Source organism: Pseudomonas sp. HMSC065H01, from assembly GCF_001815235.1.
Lineage (GTDB): Bacteria > Pseudomonadota > Gammaproteobacteria > Pseudomonadales > Pseudomonadaceae > Pseudomonas > Pseudomonas aeruginosa.
On record NZ_KV819895.1, the window covers coordinates 60,835 to 82,175 of the forward strand.

The 21,341-nt window shown below is 63.6% G+C and carries 17 protein-coding genes and 1 tRNA gene; 15 read left to right on the plus strand and 3 right to left on the minus strand.

Annotated elements, in window-relative coordinates; genetic code table 11:
- Positions 1-267: 267 nt before the first annotated feature.
- From HMPREF3014_RS16390 to HMPREF3014_RS16410, 5 genes are all read left to right on the plus strand, one after another.
- Positions 268-2,190, plus strand: a complete 1,923-nt coding sequence (locus HMPREF3014_RS16390; RefSeq protein WP_003085078.1) for a PrkA family serine protein kinase — start codon at positions 268-270, stop codon at positions 2,188-2,190.
- A gap of 100 nt (positions 2,191-2,290) precedes the next feature.
- A complete protein-coding gene (locus HMPREF3014_RS16395) occupies positions 2,291-3,562 on the plus strand; it encodes a YeaH/YhbH family protein (RefSeq protein WP_003099579.1) in 1,272 nt (423 codons plus the stop codon).
- Positions 3,559-5,112, plus strand: coding sequence for a SpoVR family protein (locus HMPREF3014_RS16400; RefSeq protein WP_003099581.1), 1,554 nt, complete (start codon positions 3,559-3,561; stop codon positions 5,110-5,112). Before HMPREF3014_RS16395 ends, HMPREF3014_RS16400 begins: the two co-directional genes overlap by 4 nt.
- 93 nt (positions 5,113-5,205) lie before the next feature.
- Positions 5,206-5,712, plus strand: a complete 507-nt coding sequence (locus HMPREF3014_RS16405; RefSeq protein ID WP_009875777.1) for a DUF4136 domain-containing protein — start codon at positions 5,206-5,208, stop codon at positions 5,710-5,712.
- 43 nt (positions 5,713-5,755) lie between these two features.
- Positions 5,756-6,988 carry a multifunctional CCA addition/repair protein gene (locus tag HMPREF3014_RS16410; RefSeq protein WP_003099584.1) on the plus strand — a complete coding sequence of 411 codons (1,233 nt, stop codon included), beginning with the start codon at positions 5,756-5,758 and terminating at the stop codon, positions 6,986-6,988.
- On the opposite strand, the gene folK is transcribed toward HMPREF3014_RS16410, so the two are convergent.
- A complete protein-coding gene (folK, locus tag HMPREF3014_RS16415) occupies positions 6,961-7,503 on the minus strand; it encodes a 2-amino-4-hydroxy-6-hydroxymethyldihydropteridine diphosphokinase (RefSeq protein ID WP_003099585.1) in 543 nt (180 codons plus the stop codon). The two genes, HMPREF3014_RS16410 and folK, sit on opposite strands and share 28 nt — an antisense overlap.
- Positions 7,494-7,847, minus strand: a complete 354-nt coding sequence (gene folB, locus HMPREF3014_RS16420; protein ID WP_003099587.1) for a dihydroneopterin aldolase — start codon at positions 7,845-7,847, stop codon at positions 7,494-7,496. The genes folK and folB overlap by 10 nt, the downstream gene beginning before the upstream one ends.
- An 83-nt stretch (positions 7,848-7,930) precedes the next feature.
- Between folB and plsY the strand changes: the two genes are divergently transcribed.
- Positions 7,931-8,500 (plus strand): glycerol-3-phosphate 1-O-acyltransferase PlsY, encoded by a 570-nt coding sequence (gene plsY / locus HMPREF3014_RS16425; protein ID WP_003085061.1) that lies wholly within the window; start codon positions 7,931-7,933, stop codon positions 8,498-8,500.
- Between the two features lie 78 nt (positions 8,501-8,578).
- On the opposite strand, the gene tsaD is transcribed toward plsY, so the two are convergent.
- A complete protein-coding gene (gene tsaD / locus HMPREF3014_RS16430; protein ID WP_023086927.1) occupies positions 8,579-9,604 on the minus strand; it encodes a tRNA (adenosine(37)-N6)-threonylcarbamoyltransferase complex transferase subunit TsaD in 1,026 nt (341 codons plus the stop codon).
- A gap of 200 nt (positions 9,605-9,804) precedes the next feature.
- Here tsaD and rpsU point away from each other — a divergent pair, with 200 nt between their 5' ends.
- From rpsU to HMPREF3014_RS16475, 9 genes are all read left to right on the plus strand, one after another.
- Positions 9,805-10,020 carry a 30S ribosomal protein S21 gene (rpsU, locus tag HMPREF3014_RS16435; protein ID WP_003085057.1) on the plus strand — a complete coding sequence of 72 codons (216 nt, stop codon included), beginning with the start codon at positions 9,805-9,807 and terminating at the stop codon, positions 10,018-10,020.
- Between the two features lie 69 nt (positions 10,021-10,089).
- A complete protein-coding gene (locus tag HMPREF3014_RS16440) occupies positions 10,090-10,539 on the plus strand; it encodes a GatB/YqeY domain-containing protein (RefSeq protein ID WP_003085042.1) in 450 nt (149 codons plus the stop codon).
- Between the two features lie 82 nt (positions 10,540-10,621).
- Entirely contained in the window at positions 10,622-12,616 is a 1,995-nt protein-coding gene (dnaG, locus tag HMPREF3014_RS16445) for a DNA primase (RefSeq protein WP_003121834.1), read from the plus strand.
- 79 nt (positions 12,617-12,695) lie between these two features.
- On the plus strand, positions 12,696-14,549 hold the full coding sequence (gene rpoD / locus HMPREF3014_RS16450; protein ID WP_003085035.1) for an RNA polymerase sigma factor RpoD: 1,854 nt from the start codon (positions 12,696-12,698) through the stop codon (positions 14,547-14,549).
- A 106-nt stretch (positions 14,550-14,655) separates the two neighbouring features.
- Positions 14,656-18,393, plus strand: coding sequence for an EAL domain-containing protein (locus HMPREF3014_RS16455; RefSeq protein ID WP_009875774.1), 3,738 nt, complete (start codon positions 14,656-14,658; stop codon positions 18,391-18,393).
- 16 nt (positions 18,394-18,409) lie between these two features.
- Positions 18,410-18,486: transfer RNA gene (locus HMPREF3014_RS16460), tRNA-Ile, on the plus strand.
- A gap of 180 nt (positions 18,487-18,666) precedes the next feature.
- Complete coding sequence (locus tag HMPREF3014_RS16465; protein WP_017001534.1) at positions 18,667-19,077, plus strand: hypothetical protein; 411 nt, start codon at positions 18,667-18,669, stop codon at positions 19,075-19,077.
- A 573-nt stretch (positions 19,078-19,650) separates the two neighbouring features.
- The gene (locus HMPREF3014_RS34925) at positions 19,651-19,866 is read left to right on the plus strand and encodes a restriction endonuclease subunit S domain-containing protein (RefSeq protein ID WP_023086925.1); all 216 of its coding nucleotides are present in this window, start codon (positions 19,651-19,653) and stop codon (positions 19,864-19,866) included.
- Positions 19,859-21,334: an N-6 DNA methylase gene (locus HMPREF3014_RS16475; protein WP_017001536.1), complete on the plus strand. Its 1,476-nt coding sequence runs from the start codon at positions 19,859-19,861 to the stop codon at positions 21,332-21,334. The genes HMPREF3014_RS34925 and HMPREF3014_RS16475 overlap by 8 nt, the downstream gene beginning before the upstream one ends.
- The last annotated feature ends 7 nt before the right edge of the window (positions 21,335-21,341 follow it).

Genomic DNA, 21,341 nt, shown 5'->3' on the forward strand with positions numbered 1-21,341 from the left:
ACCCCGCCAAAAAAACTGTAACTTCTCTCGCCTTTCTTCCTTTACTCCGTCCAGAACGAACTATTCTTTTCCTCAGGCCATCCAAAACAGGGGAGAGCCGGCACACCGGCTTCCGGGCCATCGGCTGTGACCGTTAGGAGCGCTGGCGGAAAGGGAAGCACCGTGCAGCGACGGAGTCTGGGGGATTCTCGCCGGCCTGGCTGGCGGCCCCCCCGCACCCGCACGACCGATCCCGCGCCGGCTCACTGCATCGAGCGAGGAGACGTCATGAGCATTTTCAGTCACTTCCAGGAACGCTTCGAAGCGACCCGCCAAGAGGAATATTCCCTCCAGGAATATCTCGACCTCTGCAAGCAAGACAAGACAGCCTATGCCTCTGCCGCCGAGCGCCTGCTGATGGCGATCGGCGAGCCGGAATTGCTGGACACCTCGGTGGACTCCAGGCTGTCGCGGATCTTCTCCAACAAGGTGATTCGCCGCTACCCGGCGTTCGCCGACTTCCACGGCATGGAGGAATGCATCGACCAGATCGTCGCGTTCTTCCGCCACGCGGCCCAGGGCCTGGAGGAGAAGAAGCAGATCCTTTACCTGCTCGGCCCGGTCGGCGGCGGTAAATCCTCCCTGGCGGAAAAACTCAAGCAACTGATGGAGAAGGTGCCCTTCTACGCGATCAAGGGCTCACCGGTCTTCGAGTCGCCGCTGGGCTTGTTCAACCCCGACGAAGACGGCGCCATCCTCGAGGAGGACTACGGCATCCCGAGGCGCTACCTGCGCTCGATCATGTCGCCCTGGGCAACCAAGCGCCTCAACGAATTCGGCGGCGACATCAGCCAGTTCCGCGTGGTCAAGCTGTACCCCTCGATCCTCAACCAGATCGCCATCGCCAAGACCGAACCCGGCGACGAGAACAACCAGGATATATCCGCGCTGGTCGGCAAGGTCGACATCCGCAAGCTGGAGGAATACCCGCAGAACGACGCGGACGCCTACAGCTATTCGGGCGCCCTCTGCCGGGCCAACCAGGGCCTGATGGAATTCGTCGAGATGTTCAAGGCCCCGATCAAGGTCCTGCACCCGCTGCTGACCGCGACCCAGGAAGGCAACTACAACAGCACCGAAGGCCTCGGTGCCCTGCCCTACAGCGGCATCATCCTGGCTCACTCCAACGAGTCGGAATGGCACAGTTTCCGCAACAACAAGAACAACGAGGCCTTCATCGACCGCATCTACATCGTCAAGGTGCCGTACTGCCTGCGTGTGGCGGACGAGATCAAGATCTACGACAAGTTGCTGGTCAACAGCTCGCTGGCGCATGCCCACTGCGCGCCAGACACCCTGAAGATGCTCTCGCAGTTCTCCGTGCTGTCGAGGCTGAAAGAGCCGGAAAACTCGAATATCTACTCGAAGATGCGGGTATATGACGGCGAAAACCTGAAAGATACCGATCCCAAGGCCAAGTCGATCCAGGAATACCGCGACTCGGCCGGGGTCGACGAAGGCATGGCCGGGCTTTCCACCCGCTTCGCCTTCAAGATCCTCTCCAAGGTATTCAACTTCGACCCGCACGAGGTAGCGGCCAACCCGGTACACCTGCTCTACGTCCTCGAACAGCAGATCGAGCAGGAACAGTTCCAGCCGGAAACCCGCGAGCGCTACCTGCGCTTCATCAAGGAATACCTGGCGCCGCGCTACGTCGAGTTCATCGGCAAGGAAATCCAGACCGCCTACCTGGAGTCCTACAGCGAATACGGTCAGAACATCTTCGACCGCTATGTGCTGTACGCCGACTTCTGGATCCAGGACCAGGAATACCGCGACCCGGAAACCGGCGAGATCCTCAACCGCGCCGCCCTCAACGAGGAACTGGAGAAGATCGAGAAACCCGCGGGCATCAGCAACCCGAAGGACTTCCGCAACGAGATCGTCAACTTCGTGCTGCGCGCCCGCGCCGGCAACAACGGCAAGAACCCGAGTTGGCTGTCCTACGAGAAGCTGCGCGTAGTGATCGAGAAGAAGATGTTCTCCAACACCGAGGACCTGCTTCCGGTCATCAGCTTCAACGCCAAGGCCAGCAAGGAGGACCAGCAGAAGCACAACGACTTCGTCAAACGCATGGTCGAGCGCGGCTACACCGAGAAGCAGGTCCGCCTGCTGTCGGAATGGTACCTGCGGGTTCGCAAGTCGCAGTAGTCTGCCATCGGTACGGTCGCTGCGACCGTACCGGTCGCCGTCGCATTCGGACCTCGGCGCCTCCGCTCCGGCGGGGCGCCACAGGCCCTGAGGAGCATTCATGAGCTACGTCATCGACCGGCGTCTGAACGGCAAGAACAAGAGCACGGTGAACCGCCAGCGCTTCCTGAGGCGCTACCGTGAACACATCAAGAAGGCCGTCGAGGAGGCCGTCAGCCGGCGTTCCATTACCGACATGGAGCACGGCGAGCAGATCAGCATTCCCGGGCGCGATATCGACGAACCGGTGCTGCACCATGGCCGCGGCGGGCGGCAGACCGTCGTCCACCCCGGCAACAAGGAATTCACCGCCGGCGAGCACATCGCCCGCCCATCCGGCGGCGGGGGCGGCCGCGGCGGCGGCAAGGCCAGCAACAGCGGCGAAGGCATGGACGACTTCGTCTTCCAGATCACCCAGGAGGAATTCCTCGACTTCATGTTCGAGGACCTGGAGCTGCCCAACCTGGTCAAGCGCCACATCACCGGCACCGACACCTTCAAGACCGTCCGCGCCGGCATCAGCAACGACGGCAACCCGTCGCGCATCAACATCGTCCGCACCCTGCGCTCGGCCCATGCGCGGCGCATCGCGCTGTCCGGCGGCAGCCGGGCCAAGCTGCGCGCGGCGCTGAAGGAACTGGAGCGGATCAAGCGCGAAGAGCCGGACAACCTCGGCGATATCCAGGAACTCGAGCTGGAAATCGCCAAGCTCCGCGCGCGCATCGACCGGGTGCCGTTCCTCGATACCTTCGATCTCAAGTACAACCTGCTGGTCAAGCAGCCCAACCCCACCTCCAAGGCGGTGATGTTCTGCCTGATGGACGTCTCCGGCTCGATGACCCAGGCGACCAAGGACATCGCCAAGCGCTTCTTCATCCTGCTCTACCTGTTCCTCAAGCGGAACTACGAGAAGATCGAAGTGGTGTTCATCCGCCACCACACCAGCGCCCGCGAGGTCGACGAGGAGGAGTTCTTCTACTCCCGCGAGACCGGCGGCACCATCGTCTCCAGCGCGCTGAAGATGATGCAAGAGATCATGGCCGAGCGTTATCCGACCCATGAGTGGAACATCTACGCCGCCCAGGCCTCGGACGGCGACAACTGGAACGACGACTCGCCGGTGTGCCGGGACATCCTCCTCAAGCAGATCATGCCGTTCGTCCAGTACTACACCTACGTCGAGATCACCCCGCGCGAACACCAGGCCCTGTGGTTCGAGTACGAGCGCGTGCGCGAAGCCTTCGAAGACAGCTTCGCCCAGCAGCAGATCGTCTCGGCATCGGACATCTACCCGGTGTTCCGCGAGCTGTTCCAGAGGAGGCTCGTCGCATGAGCAAGCGCCAGCCCATCGCCACCGGCTCGGAATGGACCTTCGAGCTGATCCAGCAGTACGACCGGGAAATCAGCAGGATCGCCGAGCGCTATGCCCTGGATACCTATCCGAACCAGATCGAGGTGATCACCGCCGAGCAGATGATGGACGCCTACGCCTCGGTGGGCATGCCGATCGGCTATAACCACTGGTCCTACGGCAAGCACTTCCTCAGTACGGAAAAGAACTACAAGCGTGGCCAGATGGGCCTGGCCTACGAGATCGTGATCAACTCCGATCCCTGCATCGCCTACCTGATGGAGGAAAACACCCAGTGCATGCAGGCGCTGGTGATCGCCCACGCCTGCTACGGGCACAACAGTTTCTTCAAGGGCAACTACCTGTTCCGCACCTGGACCGATGCCAGTTCGATCATCGATTACCTGGTGTTCGCCAAGCAGTACATCATGCAGTGCGAGGAGCGCTACGGGATCGACGCGGTGGAAGACCTGCTCGATTCCTGCCACGCCCTGATGAACTACGGTGTCGACCGCTACAAGCGTCCCTACCCGATTTCCGCGGAAGAGGAGCGGCAGCGGCAGAAGGAGCGCGAGGAACTGATCCAGCGCCAGGTCAATGACCTCTGGCGGACCATCCCGCGCGTCGGCGGCAAGGACAAGGAACAATCCATGGCGCGCTATCCGAGCGAGCCGCAGGAGAACATCCTCTACTTCATCGAGAAGAACGCGCCGCTGCTGGAGCCCTGGCAGCGCGAGGTGATCCGCATCGTGCGCAAGATCGCCCAGTATTTCTACCCGCAACGCCAGACCCAGGTGATGAACGAAGGCTGGGCGACCTTCTGGCACTACACGCTGCTCAACGACCTCTACGACGAAGGCCTGGTCAACGACGGCTTCATGATGGAGTTCCTGCAATACCACACCAGCGTGGTCTACCAGCCGTCCTTCGACAGCCCCTACTACAGCGGCATCAACCCCTACGCCCTGGGCTTCGCCATGTACCGCGACATCCGCCGCATCTGCGAGGAACCTACCGACGAGGACCGCCGCTGGTTCCCGGATATCGCCGGCAGCGACTGGCTGGCCACGCTGAAGTTCGCCATGAAGAGCTTCAAGGACGAAAGCTTCATCCTGCAGTTCCTCTCGCCCAAGGTGATTCGCGACCTGAAGCTGTTCAGCATTCTCGACGACGACCAGAAGGACGACCTGCTGGTCGCGGCGATCCACGACGAAGCCGGCTACCGCACCATCCGCGAGACCCTGGCGGCGCAGTACAACCTCGGCAACCGCGAGCCGAACATCCAGATCTGGAACGTCGACCGTCGCGGCGACCGCTCGCTGACCCTGCGCCACCAGCAGTTCGACCGCCAGCCGCTGAGCGACTCCACCGCCGACGTGCTCAAGCACCTGCATCGCTTGTGGGGCTTCGATATCCACCTGGAGACCCTGCAGGGCGACCAGCTCGTGCAGACCCACCACATGCCGCCCAAGGGCGCCAGCGAGGGCGAGGAAGGCTACCCGCGCCTGGACCTGATCATCCCGCCCATTTGATCGGTTGACGTCCGCCCCGACCGCCGGCCAGCATGCCGGCACGGTCGGGCCGCCCACAGCAGAACAAGAAGCCGGCCGTCCACGGGAGCCGCCATGCGCCTGTTCGCCATCGTCCTGCTCTGCCTCGTCCTGGCCACCTGCGCCAGCCACATCCCCAGCGCCCGGGTGACCCATCCGGCCAGCGCCGGACTGCCCGGCCTGCAAGGTTTCCAGTTGATGCCGCCGGAACAGGCGGTCGACGCCCTGCCCTACCGCAACCGCTATCCGCTGATAAACGCAGAGCTGCGCCAGGGACTGGCGACCCACGGCTACCACGAGAGCGCTACCCCGCAATTCCGCGTCTACTACTGGCTGGCGCTACGCGACGCACCGCTGGAATTCCGCCCCGACCTTCCGCCCACCTCCGGCATGGGGCCTTATCTGGCGATCCACCGCCTGCGCGACGAAACCGGGACATTGCGCGTGCGCCTGGTCGACCTGGAGGAGCGCGTTCTCTGGGAAGGTATGGTAAGCACCGGCCTCAGCCCCGCCAGGGCCAATCCGGAACAGCTCGAACTGGCGGTCGGCGCCCTGCTCCGGCTGCTTCCACGCGCCCGCTAGGACACCCTGGGGTAGACTTCCGCCTATCACGCGGAGGATTCCCATGCAGATTTACAAGGTCGGCGGCGCCGTGCGCGATCGCCTTCTCGGCCGTCCGGTCACCGATATCGACTGGGTGGTGGTCGGTGCCAGCAGCGACGAGATGCTCGCCCGCGGCTACCGCCCGGTGGGCGCCGACTTCCCGGTCTTCCTTCATCCGCAGAGCGGCGAGGAATACGCCCTGGCGCGCACCGAGCGAAAGAGCGGGCGCGGCTACGGCGGCTTCACCTTCCATGCCAGCCCCGAGGTGACCCTGGAGGAAGACCTGACTCGCCGTGACCTGACCATCAACGCCATGGCCGAGGACGAACAGGGCCGGGTAATAGACCCCTACGGCGGCCAGGCCGACCTCGAGGCGCGCCTGCTGCGCCACGTTTCCCCGGCGTTCGCCGAGGATCCCCTGCGGGTCCTGCGCGTAGCGCGCTTCGCCGCCCGCTACGCCGGCCTGGGCTTCCGGGTCGCCGCCGAAACCCTCGCCCTGATGCGCCAACTGGCGGAATCCGGCGAGTTGCAGGCGCTGACCCCGGAGCGCAGTTGGAAGGAAATTTCCCGAGCCCTGATGGAACCCAACCCCGAGGTCTTCATCCAGGTCCTGCACGACTGCGGCGCCCTGGCCGAACTGATCCCGGAAGTCGAGGCGCTATTCGGCGTACCGCAGCCGGCGGCCCACCATCCGGAAATCGATACCGGCGTCCATGTCCTGTCGGTATTGCAGCAATGCGCCCGCCACCGGCAGCCGCTCAGCGTACGCTGGGCCTGCCTGCTGCACGACCTGGGCAAGGGGCTCACCAGCGAAGCGGACTGGCCCCGCCATATCGCCCACGAGGCTCGCGGCGTGCCGTTGATCGATGCGGTGAACCAGCGCTTCAGGGTGCCGCGCGACTGCCAGGAACTGGCGCGCCTGGTGGGCGAGTACCACACCCACGCCCATCGGGCGCTGGAGCTGCGCCCGAATACACTGCTGGAGCTGTTGCAGAGCTTCGACGTGTATCGCCGCCCGCAGCGTTTCGAGGAGTTCGTCGCCGCCAGCGAGATGGACGCGCGCGGCCGCCTCGGCCTGGAACAGCGGGACTATCCGCAGGCCGCCTACCTGCTCGGCGCGGCGCAGGCAGCGCGGGCAGTCAGCGTGAAGCCGCTGGTGGAAAAGGGCTTGAAGGGCGCGGAACTGGGCGAGGCGCTGAAGCGTGCGCGCCTCGCCGCACTCAAGGCCTACAAGGAAGAACGCGGAAAGGCCTGAAGCAGCGCTTCGGGAGTCAACGCCTGGCCACGCCATTCGAATGGCGCCGGCCAGAGCTTCTGCTGGATCCTCGTCTCGCGCCAGAGATCGCCCAGCGGCTGGCGGGCGACCGGATGCTCCAGGTTCGGCGCCAGCTCGGACAAGGGCCAGAGCACGAAAGCGTTCTTCAGCACTTCGGCGCGCGGCAGCACCAGGCCATCGAAATCGCCCACCAGGTCGCCGTAGAACAGCACGTCGATATCCAGCGGCAGTCCCTTGCGCTCTGGCGCATAGCGGCCATTGTCGGCCTCGATGTGCTTGAGTCGCAGGCTCAGTTCGGCCAGCGGCAGATCGGTGCGGGCAGACACCACCAGGTTGAAGAACGGCCCGCTCTTGATACCCACCGGCTCGCTCTCGAATACCGGCGAACAACGCAGGTCATGAAGGAAAGCGGCCAGCGCATCGAGGCCGGCATGCAGATGGCGCTCACGCTCGACATTGCTGCCGAGGCCGAGGTAGACCGGGATCAGCGACATCCGCGTTCGATCTCCACGCCAACGCCACGGGCCGCCGGCACCGCGCCGGGCTTGGTCACGCGGATGCGCAGCCAGGGAATGCCGCGCTCGCCCATCAGTACCTCGGCGAGGCGCTCGGCGAAGGTTTCCACCAACTGGAAATGCGATTCCCGGGCGAACTCCTGCACCCGCTCGGACAACGCGGCATAGTCCAGCGCCAGGGCGAGATCGTCGCCCGCGGCGGCCGGACGGTTGTCCCAGCCCAGGGTCAGGTCCAGGCGCAGGCACTGACGGATGCCGCGCTCCCAGTCGTACACGCCGATGACGGTATCGACCTCCAAGCCTTCGATAAAAACTCTGTCCACTTCGCTACCCGCTCCAAGGGATGCCACGACAAGCGTGCGCCGCCCCGTTAGAATCGAGGACATCCTCGTCCTCGGTGGAATCCATGGTCTGGCTACTGGCGATCCTCGCCTACCTGCTCGGTTCCCTCTCCTTCGCCGTCCTGCTCAGCCGCTGGTTCGGCACCCAGGACCCGCGCGCCAGCGGTTCCGGCAACCCCGGCGCGACCAACATGCTGCGCGTCGCCGGGAAGAAACTCGCCATCCTGACCCTGCTCGGCGACGTCGGCAAAGGCCTGCTGCCGGTGCTGGTCGCCCGCTGGCTGGGGCTCGGCGTGATGGAGGAGGCCTGGGTCGGCATCGCCGCCGTGATCGGCCACCTGTACCCGCTGTACTTCAACTTCCGCGGCGGCAAGGGTGTCGCCACCGCCGCGGGCATGCTCCTCGGCCTCTATCCGCCGGCCGTACTGCTGGCCGCGGCGGCCTGGCTGCTGACCTTCAAGCTGTCGCGCACCAGCTCGCTCGCCTCGCTGGTGGCCACCCCGCTGACCCTGCCGTTGCTGGCCTGGCAGCAGCCCGGAGCGCTGCTGCCGATGACCGTGCTGACCGGCCTGATCGTCTGGCGGCACCGCGCCAACTTACGCGATCTGTTCGCCGGCCGCGAACGGCATTTCTAATCCATAAAAGGAAAAAACTTCATGCAGTCTGGCCCAGCTGCGTCATCGACACCTGCCTGACTGCGACCTGGCGGCCACTCAGACCGCCGGCAGCGACTCCATCGGCCAGCGCGGCTGGACGCTGATCGCCGGGCCGTCATGCTGGCCGGCGAGCAGGCGCTGGCAGCCGGCGTAGGCGATCATCGCGCCATTGTCGGTGCAGAAGCACGGGCGGGCGTAGAACACCTGCCCCTTCATTTCGCCGAGCATCTTTTCCAGGCCGCTGCGCAGCGCCTGGTTGGCGCTGACGCCGCCGGCGATCACCAGGTTCTTCAGGCCGGTCTGCTTCAAGGCGCGACGGCACTTGATCAGCAGGGTCTCGACCACCGCGGTCTGGAACGCCAGGGCGATGTCGCAGCGGGTCTGCTCGCTGTCGTCGCCGGCCTCGACGCAACGCTGCCAGGTGTTCAGGGTAAAGGTCTTGAGCCCGCTGAAGCTGAAGTCCAGGCCGGGGCGATCGGTCATCGGCCGCGGGAACACGAAGCGGCCAGGAGTGCCGAGCTCCGCCAGGCGGGCGATTTCCGGACCGCCGGGATAGCCCAGGCCGATCAGCTTGGCGGTCTTGTCGAAGGCTTCGCCGGCGGCATCGTCCACCGATTCGCCAAGCAACTGGTAGCGACCGATGCCGTCCACCCGCACCAACTGGGTGTGACCGCCGGAAACCAGCAAGGCGACGAACGGGAACTGCGGTGGCTGCTCTTCCAGCATCGGCGCCAGCAGGTGCCCTTCCATGTGGTGCACGCCGACCGCCGGCACGCCCCAGGCGAAGGCCATCGCCTGGGCACAGGAAGCCCCCACCAGCAGGGCGCCGACCAGGCCGGGACCGGCGGTATAGGCGATCGCGTCGATATCCGCCGGCGTGCAGCCGGACTCGTCGAGCACCTGGCGGATCAGCGGCAGCATGCGCTTGACGTGGTCGCGCGAGGCCAGCTCGGGCACGACGCCGCCGTAGACGCGATGGAGGTCGATCTGACTGAACAGCGCGTCGGCCAGCAGGCCGCGTTCGCTGTCGTAAAGGGCGACGCCGGTTTCGTCGCAGGACGTTTCCAGTCCCAGCACGCGCATGGGCTTGAGCCTTAGAGCTTGGCAAATACGAAGCCGCGCATGATAATCGGCGGCTTTGCGCCAGACCAGTGTTTTTCGATCGGAGGCTTTGCATTCCTCCGGCCGAACCGTTAATATCCGCAACCCTTGAAAACCGACGTATCCGCGCCACCTTGCCGGAGTACGTTCAACCCCCGGTAATCAGTGAAGGTACGACCTGGATGCCAGCCGTCAAAGTAAAAGAGAACGAACCCTTCGACGTAGCCCTGCGTCGTTTCAAGCGCTCCTGCGAAAAAGCAGGTGTACTGGCTGAAGTTCGCAGCCGCGAGTTCTACGAGAAGCCCACTGCCGAGCGCAAGCGCAAGGCCGCTGCCGCAGTGAAGCGCCACGCGAAGAAAGTACAGCGCGAACAGCGCCGTCGCGAGCGCCTGTACTGATCCACTCGACGCCCACGCGTCAGTGATCGTGCCTCAGCCCGGCCCCGGCCGGGCTTTCGGCTTTCCGCCATGAGCGAAATCAAATCCCGCCTCCTCGACGCCGTCAAGGTCGCCATGCGCGCCCAGGACAAGCCGCGGCTGACCACGTTGCGCCTGGCCCTCGCGGACATCAAGCGCGTCGAAGTCGACGAACGCATCGAGGTGGATGACGCCCGAGCCCTGCTGATCCTCGACCGGATGATCAAGCAGCGCCGCGACGCCCAGCGCCAGTTCAGCGACGCCGGCCGCCAGGACCTCGCCGAGGTCGAGGCTGCCGAGATCCTCGTGCTCCAGGACTTCATGCCCAAGCCCCTGGACGACCATGAGATCGACGCCCTGATCGAGCGCAGCATCGTCGACAGCGGCGCCCAGGGTCCGCAGGACATGGGCAAGGCGATGAACCTGCTGCGACCGCAGGTCCAGGGTCGCGTCGACATGGCACAGGTCAGCCAGCGCCTGAAGGCGCGCCTCTCCTCCTGAAACACCGCGCCGGCCTGATCGGCCCGGCGATAATTGCTATGCTGCCGCTCTGCGCCCACGCGCCGTCGTTTTCGAGAACACCATGGCCGGCCTGATACCGCAAAGCTTCATCGATGACCTGCTGAACCGCACCGACATCGTCGAGGTGGTGAGTTCACGCATCCAACTGAAGAAAACCGGCAAGAACTACAGCGCCTGCTGCCCGTTCCACAAGGAAAAGACTCCCTCGTTCACCGTCAGCCCGGACAAGCAGTTCTACTACTGCTTCGGCTGCGGCGCCGGCGGCAACGCGCTCGGCTTCGTCATGGACCACGACCAGCTGGAGTTCCCCCAGGCGGTCGAGGAACTGGCCAAGCGCGCCGGCATGGACGTGCCGCGCGAGGAACGCGGCGGACGCGGGCACACGCCGCGCCAGCCGACCGACTCGCCGCTCTACCCGCTGCTCAGCGCCGCCGCCGAGTTCTACAAGCAGGCGCTGAAAAGCCACCCGGCGCGCAAGGCCGCGGTGAACTACCTGAAGGGCCGCGGCCTGACCGGCGAGATCGCCCGCGACTTCGGCCTCGGTTTCGCCCCGCCCGGTTGGGACAACCTGCTCAAGCACCTGGGTGGCGACAACCTGCAACTCAAGGCCATGCTCGACGCCGGCCTGCTGGTGGAGAACAGCGACACCGGCAAGCGCTACGACCGCTTCCGCGATCGCGTGATGTTCCCGATCCGCGACAGCCGCGGGCGGATCATCGCCTTCGGCGGCCGGGTGCTCGGCGACGACAAGCCGAAGTACCTGAACTCCCCGGAGACTCCGGTCTTCCACAAGGGCCAGGAACTCTACGGACTCTACGAGGCCCGGCAGAAGAATCGCGACCTCGACGAGATCATGGTGGTCGAGGGCTACATGGATGTCATCGCCCTGGCCCAGCAAGGCATCCGCAACGCGGTGGCGACCCTCGGCACGGCGACCAGCGAGGAACACATCAAGCGCCTGTTCCGCCTGGTACCGAGCATCCTGTTCTGTTTCGACGGCGACCAGGCCGGGCGCAAGGCGGCCTGGCGCGCCCTGGAGTCGGTGCTGCCGAACCTGCAGGACGGCAAGCGCGTGCGCTTCCTGTTCCTCCCCGAGGGCGAGGACCCGGATAGCCTGGTACGCGCCGAGGGCGAGGATGCCTTCCGCGCACGCATCACCCAGCAGGCCCAGCCGCTGGCGGAGTACTTCTTCCAGCAACTGATGCTCGAGGCCGACCCCGCCACCCTGGAAGGCAAGGCCCACCTGGCGACCCTCGCCGCGCCGCTGCTGGAGAAGATTCCCGGGAACAACCTGCGCCTGCTGATGCGGCAACGTCTGTCGGAAATCACCGGCCTGTCCGGCGAAAACATCGGACAACTGGCGCACCACAGCCCGCCACCGTCGTCCATGGACCACGGAGCGAGCGGCGTCTTGGACGGCGACGACTATTTCGCCGCCAGCGCCTACTACGAGAACGAGCCCTCCCATGCGCCGTTCGACGCTGCGCCAGGCTATGGCGAGGCGCAACCGCGCAAGAGCTGGAACAAGGACAAGAAGCCCTGGGACGGCAAGAAGTGGGATGGCAAGAAGAAGTGGGACAAAGGCGGCCGCGGCGACTTCAAGGCTCCGCAACGAACGCCGGTCAGCGTGGAGTCCACCACCCTCAACGCCCTGCGCACCTTGCTGCATCATCCGCAGTTGGCCTTGAAGGTCGACGATGCGGGCACCCTCGCCAGGGAGCAGGATACCTACGCCCAGTTGCTGGTGTCCCTGCTGGAAGCCCTGCAGAAGAACCCGCGGCAGAGCTCGATGCAACTCATCGCGCGCTGGCACGGCACGCCCCAGGGCCGCCTGCTGCAGGCCCTGGGCGAGAAGGAGTGGCTGATCGTCCAGGAGAACCTTGAAAAGCAGTTCTTCGACACCATTACTAAACTCTCCGAGAGCCAGCGTTTCGGCGAGCGGGAGGAGCGTTTACGCAGCGTCATGCAGAAGAGCTACAGTGAACTGACCGATGAAGAGAAAGCCTTGCTCAGAGAGCACTACAGTGTTGCCGCTTCATCGCCTTCCCAGAGCTGAACTGGCGCCTCAGCCCAGGCATCAGGTATAATCCTCTGCTTATTTTTTGCCCGCCAAGACCTTCAGTGGATAGGGTGTTATGTCCGGAAAAGCGCAACAGCAATCTCGTCTGAAAGAGTTGATCGCCCGAGGCCGTGAGCAGGGATACCTGACTTACGCGGAGGTCAACGACCACCTGCCGGAGGATATTTCCGATCCGGAACAGGTGGAAGACATCATCCGCATGATCAACGACATGGGGATCAACGTATTCGAGACAGCCCCGGATGCGGATGCCCTGTTGCTGGCCGAGGCGGATACCGACGAAGCCGCAGCGGAAGAAGCCGCAGCGGCCCTGGCCGCGGTGGAAAGCGACATCGGTCGCACCACCGACCCGGTGCGCATGTACATGCGTGAAATGGGTACCGTGGAACTGCTGACCCGCGAAGGCGAGATCGAAATCGCCAAGCGCATCGAGGAAGGCATCCGCGAAGTGATGAGCGCCATCGCCCAGTTCCCGGGCACGGTGGACAGCATCCTGGCCGACTACAATCGCATCGTCGCCGAAGGCGGTCGCCTCTCCGACGTCCTCAGCGGCTATATCGATCCCGATGACGGCAGCCTGCCCGCCGAAGAGGTGGAGCCGGTCAACCTGAAGGACGATTCCGCCGACTCGAAAGAGAAGGACGACGAGGAAGAAGAAAGCGACGACAGCAGCGACAGCGACGACGAAGGCGACGGCGGTCCGGATCCGGAAGAAGCCCGCCTGCGTTTCACCGCGGTCTCCGAGCAGCTCGACAAGGCCAAGAAGGCCCTGAAGAAGCACGGTCGCGGCAGCAAGCAGGCCACCGCCGAACTCACCGGCCTGGCCGAGCTGTTCATGCCGATCAAGCTGGTGCCCAAGCAGTTCGACGCCCTGGTCGCCCGCGTGCGCTCCGCCCTGGAAGGCGTGCGCGCCCAGGAACGCGCCATCATGCAGCTCTGCGTGCGTGACGCGCGCATGCCGCGTGCCGACTTCCTGCGCCTGTTCCCGAACCACGAGACCGACGAGAAGTGGGTCGACAGCGTCCTGAAGAGCAAGCCGAAGTACGCCGAGGCCATCGAGCGCCTGCGCGACGACATCCTGCGCAACCAGCAGAAGTTGGCGGCCCTGGAAAGCGAGGTCGAGCTGACCGTCGCCGAGATCAAGGAAATCAACCGCGCGATGTCGATCGGCGAAGCCAAGGCTCGCCGGGCGAAGAAGGAAATGGTCGAGGCCAACCTGCGCCTGGTGATTTCCATCGCCAAGAAGTACACCAACCGCGGCCTGCAATTCCTCGACCTGATCCAGGAAGGCAACATCGGCCTGATGAAGGCGGTGGACAAGTTCGAATACCGTCGCGGCTACAAGTTCTCCACCTACGCCACCTGGTGGATTCGCCAGGCGATCACTCGTTCGATCGCCGACCAGGCACGCACCATCCGCATCCCGGTGCACATGATCGAGACGATCAACAAGCTCAACCGCATCTCCCGCCAGATGCTCCAGGAAATGGGTCGCGAGCCCACCCCGGAAGAGCTTGGCGAGCGCATGGACATGCCTGAGGACAAGATCCGCAAGGTACTGAAGATCGCCAAAGAGCCGATCTCCATGGAAACCCCGATCGGTGACGACGAAGATTCGCACCTGGGCGATTTCATCGAGGACTCCACCATGCAGTCGCCGATCGAGATGGCGACCAGCGAGAGCCTCAAGGAATCCACCCGCGAAGTCCTCGCCGGCCTCACTGCCCGGGAAGCCAAGGTGCTGCGCATGCGCTTCGGCATCGACATGAACACCGACCACACCCTCGAGGAAGTCGGCAAGCAGTTCGATGTGACCCGCGAGCGGATCCGCCAGATCGAAGCCAAGGCGCTGCGCAAGCTACGCCATCCGTCGCGAAGCGAGCACCTGCGCTCCTTCCTCGACGAGTGACGAACGAACCCCCGGCCTGAAAAACCGGGGGTTTTTCTTTGCCGCTTGCCCCACCGCCCGGCGTCTACACTTCCGCTTATATTCCCGTCCACCGCGAGACCGCCTCATGCAGCGTCTGCAGGCCGTGCTTCTCCTGTGTCTGGCCTGCTGCTGGCCGGGGCTGGCCGGCGCCCTCACGCTCACGCCCGAGGAACGGGCCTGGCTGGCCGAGCACCCGAGCATCCGCCTGGGCGTGGACACCTCCTGGCCGCCATTCGAGTTCCGCGACGAACAGGGCCGCTACCAGGGACTCGCCGCCGGCTACATCGGCCTGCTACAGGAACGCCTGGGCGTCAGCCTGACGCCTGTCGAACCGAAGACCTGGGCGCAGGTCCTGGAGCAGGCCAAGGACGGTCGGCTGGACCTGCTGCCCGGCATCATGGCTACCCCGGAGCGCCAGGAGTACCTGAGCTTCACCCGGCCCTACCTGGACTTCCCGATCATCATCCTGGCACGCAAGAACGGCCCGATGCCGAAGCGCATCGACGAGCTCTACGGGCTCAAGGTCGCGGTGGTCGACCACTATGCTCCTCACGAACTGCTGATCGCCCAGCATCCCGACCTCACCCTGCTGCCGCTGCCTTCGGTAGCGGCAGCCCTGCAGGCGCTGGCCACCGGCCAGGCCGACGCCTTCGTCGGCGACTTCGCCTCCAGCGTATGGAACCTCCGCCAGCTCAAGCTCAACGGCCTGGAGATCAGCGGCGAGACGCCATACCGCTACCAACTGGCGATGGCCGTGCCGCGCGGACAACCGATCCTCGCCGGGATCGTCGACAAGGTCCTCGCCGACCTCAGCGCCGAGGAGATCGAGCGACTCCAGGCCCCCTGGGTCGGCGGCCTGCTCGACCGACGTCCGGCCTGGCGCGAGATGGCGACCTACGGCCTTCCCATCGTCCTGCTGATCCTGGTCTCGGTCGCCATACTGCTGGCCATGAACCGCCGCCTGCGCCGCGAGGTGAGTCGCCGGCGGCAATTGGAGCGCGAACTGCGCGACAGCGAACAGCACTACCGGGGACTGGTGGAAAGCCTGAATGCCATCGCCTGGGAAATGCGCCTCGAGGAGAACCGCTTCACCTACGTCTCGCCCCACGCCGAACGCCTGCTCGGCTATCCCCTCGGCGAATGGCTGCAGCCGGGCTTCTGGCAGCGGACCCTGCACCCCATGGACGCCGAGTACGCCATCCACTACTGCATGAGCGAAAGCCAGGCCGGACGCGACCACAGCTTCGACTACCGGATGCTCGCCGCCGACGGCCGGGTGGTCTGGATTCGCGATTTGGTCACCCCGATCACGCAAGGCCGGGACCTGCTCCTGCGCGGTCTGATGATCGACATCACCGAGGCCAAGCTCACCGAGCAGGCCATGCGCCTGTCCGAACAGAAGTTCGCTTCGGTGTTCCACCACTGCCCGGACATGGTGGTACTGGCCAACGGCGCCGACGGCCGCTTCCTCGCGGTGAACAGCACCTTCGAGCAGCAGATCGGCATCGCCGCCGACGACGCCATCGGCAAGACCGCCACCGAGCTGGGCATCTGGGCACTCCCCGGCCTGGGCCCGCAGGTCCTGGAAAAGCTCGGCCACGGCAACCTGACCAACCTCGAGGTGCCCCTGCGGCGCCGCAATGGCAGTACCTTCAGCGCGCTGCTCAGCGCCCAGCACGTGGCCCTCGACCAGACCCCGGCGCTGGTGGTGGTGATCCGCGACATCACCCACCTGGTGGAGACCCAGGAACTGCTGCGGATCTCCGAGGAGAAGTTCGCCAACGCCTTCCATGCCTACCCCGACGGTCTGCTGATCAGCCGCCTCGAAGACGGCACGCTGATCGACGTGAACGAAGGCTTCACCCGTCTCACCGGCTACCGCCGCGACGAGGTCATCTCCCGCTCCACGCTCGAACTCGGCCTGTGGGTCGACACCGAGGACCGCAAGCGCCTGATCTCGCTGGTACGCCACCACACCCTGACCCAGGGCTTCACCGCCCCTGTACGGGACCGCAACGGTGGCATCCGCCAGTGCGAGATGTCCGCCCACCGGATCAGCATCGATGGCGAGGACTGCGTGCTGACCATCGCCCGCGATATCACCGAGCGCCAGCTCATGCAGGAGAAGCTGCAGCAGGCCGCCACCGTCTTCGAAAGCACCGCCGAAGGCGTGATGATCACCGATACCCGCCAACGCATCACCGCGGTCAACCGCGCCTTCAGCGAGATCACCGGCTACAGCGAGCAGGAGGCGCTGGGACGCTCGCCCAGCCTGCTCTCCTCCGGACAACACGACTCCAGCTTCTACCTCGCCATGTGGAACCAGCTGGAGCGCGACGGGCACTGGCAGGGCGAGATCTGGAACCGACGCAAGACCGGCGAGCTGTACCCCGAATGGCTGACCATCAGCGCGGTACACAATCCGCAGGGCGAGATCACCCACTTCGTCGGCGTCTTCGCCGATATCTCCACCCTCAAGTACGCCCAGGCCCGGCTCGACTACCAGGCCCACCACGATCCGCTCACTGGCCTGCCCAATCGCCTGCTGTTCGAGAGCCGGCTCAATCACGCCCTCGACGAGGCCCGCGAAGAGAGCCGTCCCGGCGCCGTGCTGTTCATCGACCTGGACCGCTTCAAGCACATCAACGACAGCCTCGGCCATCCCATCGGCGACCTGCTGCTCAAGGCCATCGCCGAACGCCTGCGCGACCAGTTGCGCGACGTCGATACCGTGGCCCGCCTGGGGGGCGACGAATTCATCATCCTGCTCCCAGGCCTGCACCAGGAAAGCGACGCCGAGCACGTCGCGCGCAAGCTGCTGAATGCCTTCACCGCGCCGTTCCAGGCCGACGGTCATGAATTCTTCGTCAGCGCCAGCGTCGGCATCGCCCTGTTCCCCAAGGACGGCGACGACGCCCCGACCCTGGTGAAGAACGCCGACGCCGCCATGTACCGCGCCAAGTCGCGGGGCCGCAGCCGCATCGAGTACTACACCCGCGAACTGACCTACCTGGCCACCGAGCGCATGGCGCTGGAAACCGAACTGCGCCGCGCCCTCGAGCGCGACGAGTTGCAGCTGTACTACCAACCCAAGCTGAGCCTGGAGAGCGGCCTGCTGGTCGGTGCCGAGGCACTGGTGCGCTGGTACCATCCGCTGTTCGGGGAAATTTCCCCGGAGCGCTTCATCCCCCTCGCCGAGGATTGCGGCCTGATCCTGCCCCTCGGCGACTGGGTGCTGGAACACGCCTGCCAGCAGATGGGCGAATGGCAAAAGCTGCACGCACCGTTCGGCCCGCTGTCGGTCAACCTCGCCGGCGCCCAGCTCGGCCAGCCGCAAATGATCGAACGCCTCGAGCAACTGCTGGAGCAGTCCGGCCTGGAACCGTCGCGGCTGCAACTGGAAATCACCGAGAGCTTCATCATGAACCAGACCGAAGAGGCCCTCGCCGTCCTCCACGGCCTCAAGCGTCTCGGCGTACAGCTGGCGATCGACGACTTCGGCACCGGCTACTCCTCGCTCAGCTACCTCAAGCGCCTGCCGCTGGACATCCTGAAGATCGACAAGTCGTTCATCCGCGGCCTTCCCGACGATCCCCACGATGCCGCCATCACCCGCGCCATCATCGCCCTCGGCCGCAGCATGCAGCTCACGGTGATCGCCGAAGGCGTGGAAACCGAAGGCCAGCAGAGCTTCCTCACCCACGAAGGCTGCGAGCAGATCCAGGGCTTCGTCCTCAGCCCGCCGCTGCCGGCCGAGCTGTTCGCCAGCAAATTCCTCAAACCGCGCCAGCCGATTGGCGCTCCCCGAGAAGCGCCGGTATAATCCGCCGACCTTCTGGGGGCCTATAGCTCAGTCGGTTAGAGCAGAGGACTCATAATCCTTTGGTCCACGGTTCGAGTCCGTGTGGGCCCACCATATAAATCAACGATTTAAGCCCGCCGCAATGGCGGGCTTTTTCGTTTATGGCTATTTTAGTCCCCACTTTGGTCCCCATTTCCTTTCCTGCCGATCAGCCCCATGACTCCAGGCAGATAGCTGAACACTGTATAGCGAGCTAGTTTTAGTACCGGTCAGCACCAATGGGGTAGGAAAAGGATGAGTAATGCGAAAGTCAGCAGGATGATGGATCGAATAGCCCTCGGCGGTCTCGCCGGGGCTTATGCACAATGTTTTGAGCACTACAGCGACCACCGTCAGGCAATGCAAATGACTTGCAAAGCGGCGATTCGTGCTGGTTACCGGCCCGCTGCGTGCTGGGTCAGCGCAGTAATGCTGGCCGCAGGAAAACCAACTCACACGGTCGCCTTCACCAAGGGATCCTCTCCCTCTTTTTTGGTTGTCCAGGTTGGCGGCGTTGGGATTGATCACGAGCTCGATGTCATGTTTGATCCAAAAAACGGCGATCCTGGCTGGAAGCTGATCGAAGGGGAGGCCGGCGATCAGTACCAAGCCTGGGCCCAGAATCGCGAGCCGGATGGCATCGAGTATGAAATAGCTTGCCAATGAGGAGATGGTAAGCACTAACGCTGAGCAAGCGCCGTTCGCCTCGATTCTATTAGACCAACCGTCAGCCTCGGACCATCACCCCACTCCCATGCTTGATGGCCGATCACAGGTCCAGAGCCAGCCAATCGCAGTAGAACCCTTCTGCTTGCAAGCTTTCCGCTAGGTGCATATACTCCCTTCCACCTAGAAACTGTAGAGTTCTTCTGCATTAATCTTTCCAAGCTTGCCCATGTCCGTACAGCCGTTGTGTTCCGCAGCCAGCCGCCCCAAGAGGAGCAGAATGGCAATGTGCGTGCATTGGCGATCAGGGATTTGGTCGCAAGCAAACCGCTCCAATGGAATGAACTACCGCGGATCCTCCTAGATGAGGGGCACCTCTCCCATTGCCTGCAACCAGGTGACGTCGTAATCCCTTCGCGGGGCGACTATTACAAAGCGTGGCTTTTTGAGGGCGCTAGCGAGCCCGTATTTCCCCTAGGGCAATTGAACGTGATCACGCCCGGGCCGCAACTGGATGCTCGCTACCTCGTTTGGTACCTCAACCAGAAATCAACGCAGACTAGGATTGGCTTGATGCTGACCGGTACTAGCATCAAGGCACTTACAAAGGCGGCGCTGCTTACTCTGGAAGTGGAGACGCCTCCCCTGCTCAAGCAGAAGCAGATCTCAGAGTTGGATCACACCAAGCAGCAAATTGTCGCCATCCGACATCGCTTGAGCGAGCTGGATCAAGCAGAGATCGCCCACGTGACAAAGCAGCTTCTGCAGGACGGAGGTCGTCATGCCTGATCTGCAAATGCTGAATACCATTAACGCAGCCATATCGAGCGTGTTGAGCGTCTTCCGAGGAGTTTGTGATCCTCATGACAGCGTAGAGTTTGCTATGGCAATGCTCATGCTCAAGTACCTCACCGACACGGGTCTAGAGGACTCTCCCGAGAACAAGAAACTTGCTAGTGGAGTGCACTATTTCGTACCCGAAAAGGCGAACTTCTACAGCTTGCATGCAGCTAGGAGTCAGCCTGGCAATGGGGCACGTATTGATAAAGCTCTCGAACTGATCGACGCCTCCAACAGCGGGTTGGACAAGATGTCTCTGTTTGTATCATTCGACTCGCCCAGGCTCGGCAGCGCAGATCAGAAAGACCGCATCCTTTGTCGGTTGCTTGAGGCGTTCAGAACCCCAGCACTCGACTTTCGCGTGGTTCCTAGTGGCGACATACAGGGCGCCGCTGCAGCTGCGTCTGAAGCCATTCTGAGATACACCGGAGAAGCTAGCGGCAAACGTGGCGGGGAGTATTTGACGCCACCTGAGCTTTCGCAATTGATCGCCCGTCTAATGCAGCCCTCTGAGGGGGAGAAAATCTACGATCCCTTCTGTGGCGCTGCCTGGACCCTGACCGCCTGCAATAAATTTGCACGCCAGAATTCGAGTGGCAAAGGCTGCCTGTTGTACGGCCAGGACGCGAACGGCAACACATTGGGCCTAGCCAAGATGAACTTGCTCCTTCATGGCGAAACAGACTGCTTGCTCGCATGGGGAGATACCCTACGCAATCCTAGTTTTCTCGACGCGGATGGCCAGTTGAGTCGGTTCGACGTCGTTGTGTCTCATCCGCCTTTCTCGCTACGCGAATGGGGGCATGAATGGGCAGAGAATGATCCATTTGGCCGCTACTGGCGCGGCATTCCCCCTCGGGCATCAGGCGACTTCGCGTGCATTAGTCACATGATTGCGAGCCTTGCGCCTGAGCGCGGTCGCATGGCTGTGATTGTCTCTCTCGGCGTGTTGTTCCGAGGCGGCGCAGAGCGCCAAATTCGGGAGCACCTCGTTAAGGAAAACCTAATTGATGCGGTAATTGCCCTACCGCCCAAGATGCTCGCCAACACAGGCATTCAGACGGCGATTCTGGTACTGCGTAGGAAAAAGGCAGATGACGGGATCTTGTTTATTGATGCCGGCCGTAGCTACCAGCAAGGGAAGATTCTGAACGTCTTGCGCGAGCCTGATCTGGACCAGATCGAAACGACCTACCAGGCTCGGATAAATGTCGACCAATATTCGAAGCTGGCGTCTCAGACTGAGGTAGCTGGCAACGACTACAACCTCTCAGTCGCGCGCTACGTAGAGATTCTTGAGGAAGAAGAAGAACTTGATCTTGCGAGTTTGAGGGCTGAGCGCGCCGTACTCAGATCTGAGTTGGAGCGCCTGGAAGAAAAGCTTGCGATCCTGCTGAAGGAGATCGGCCATGCCTAGAGCACAG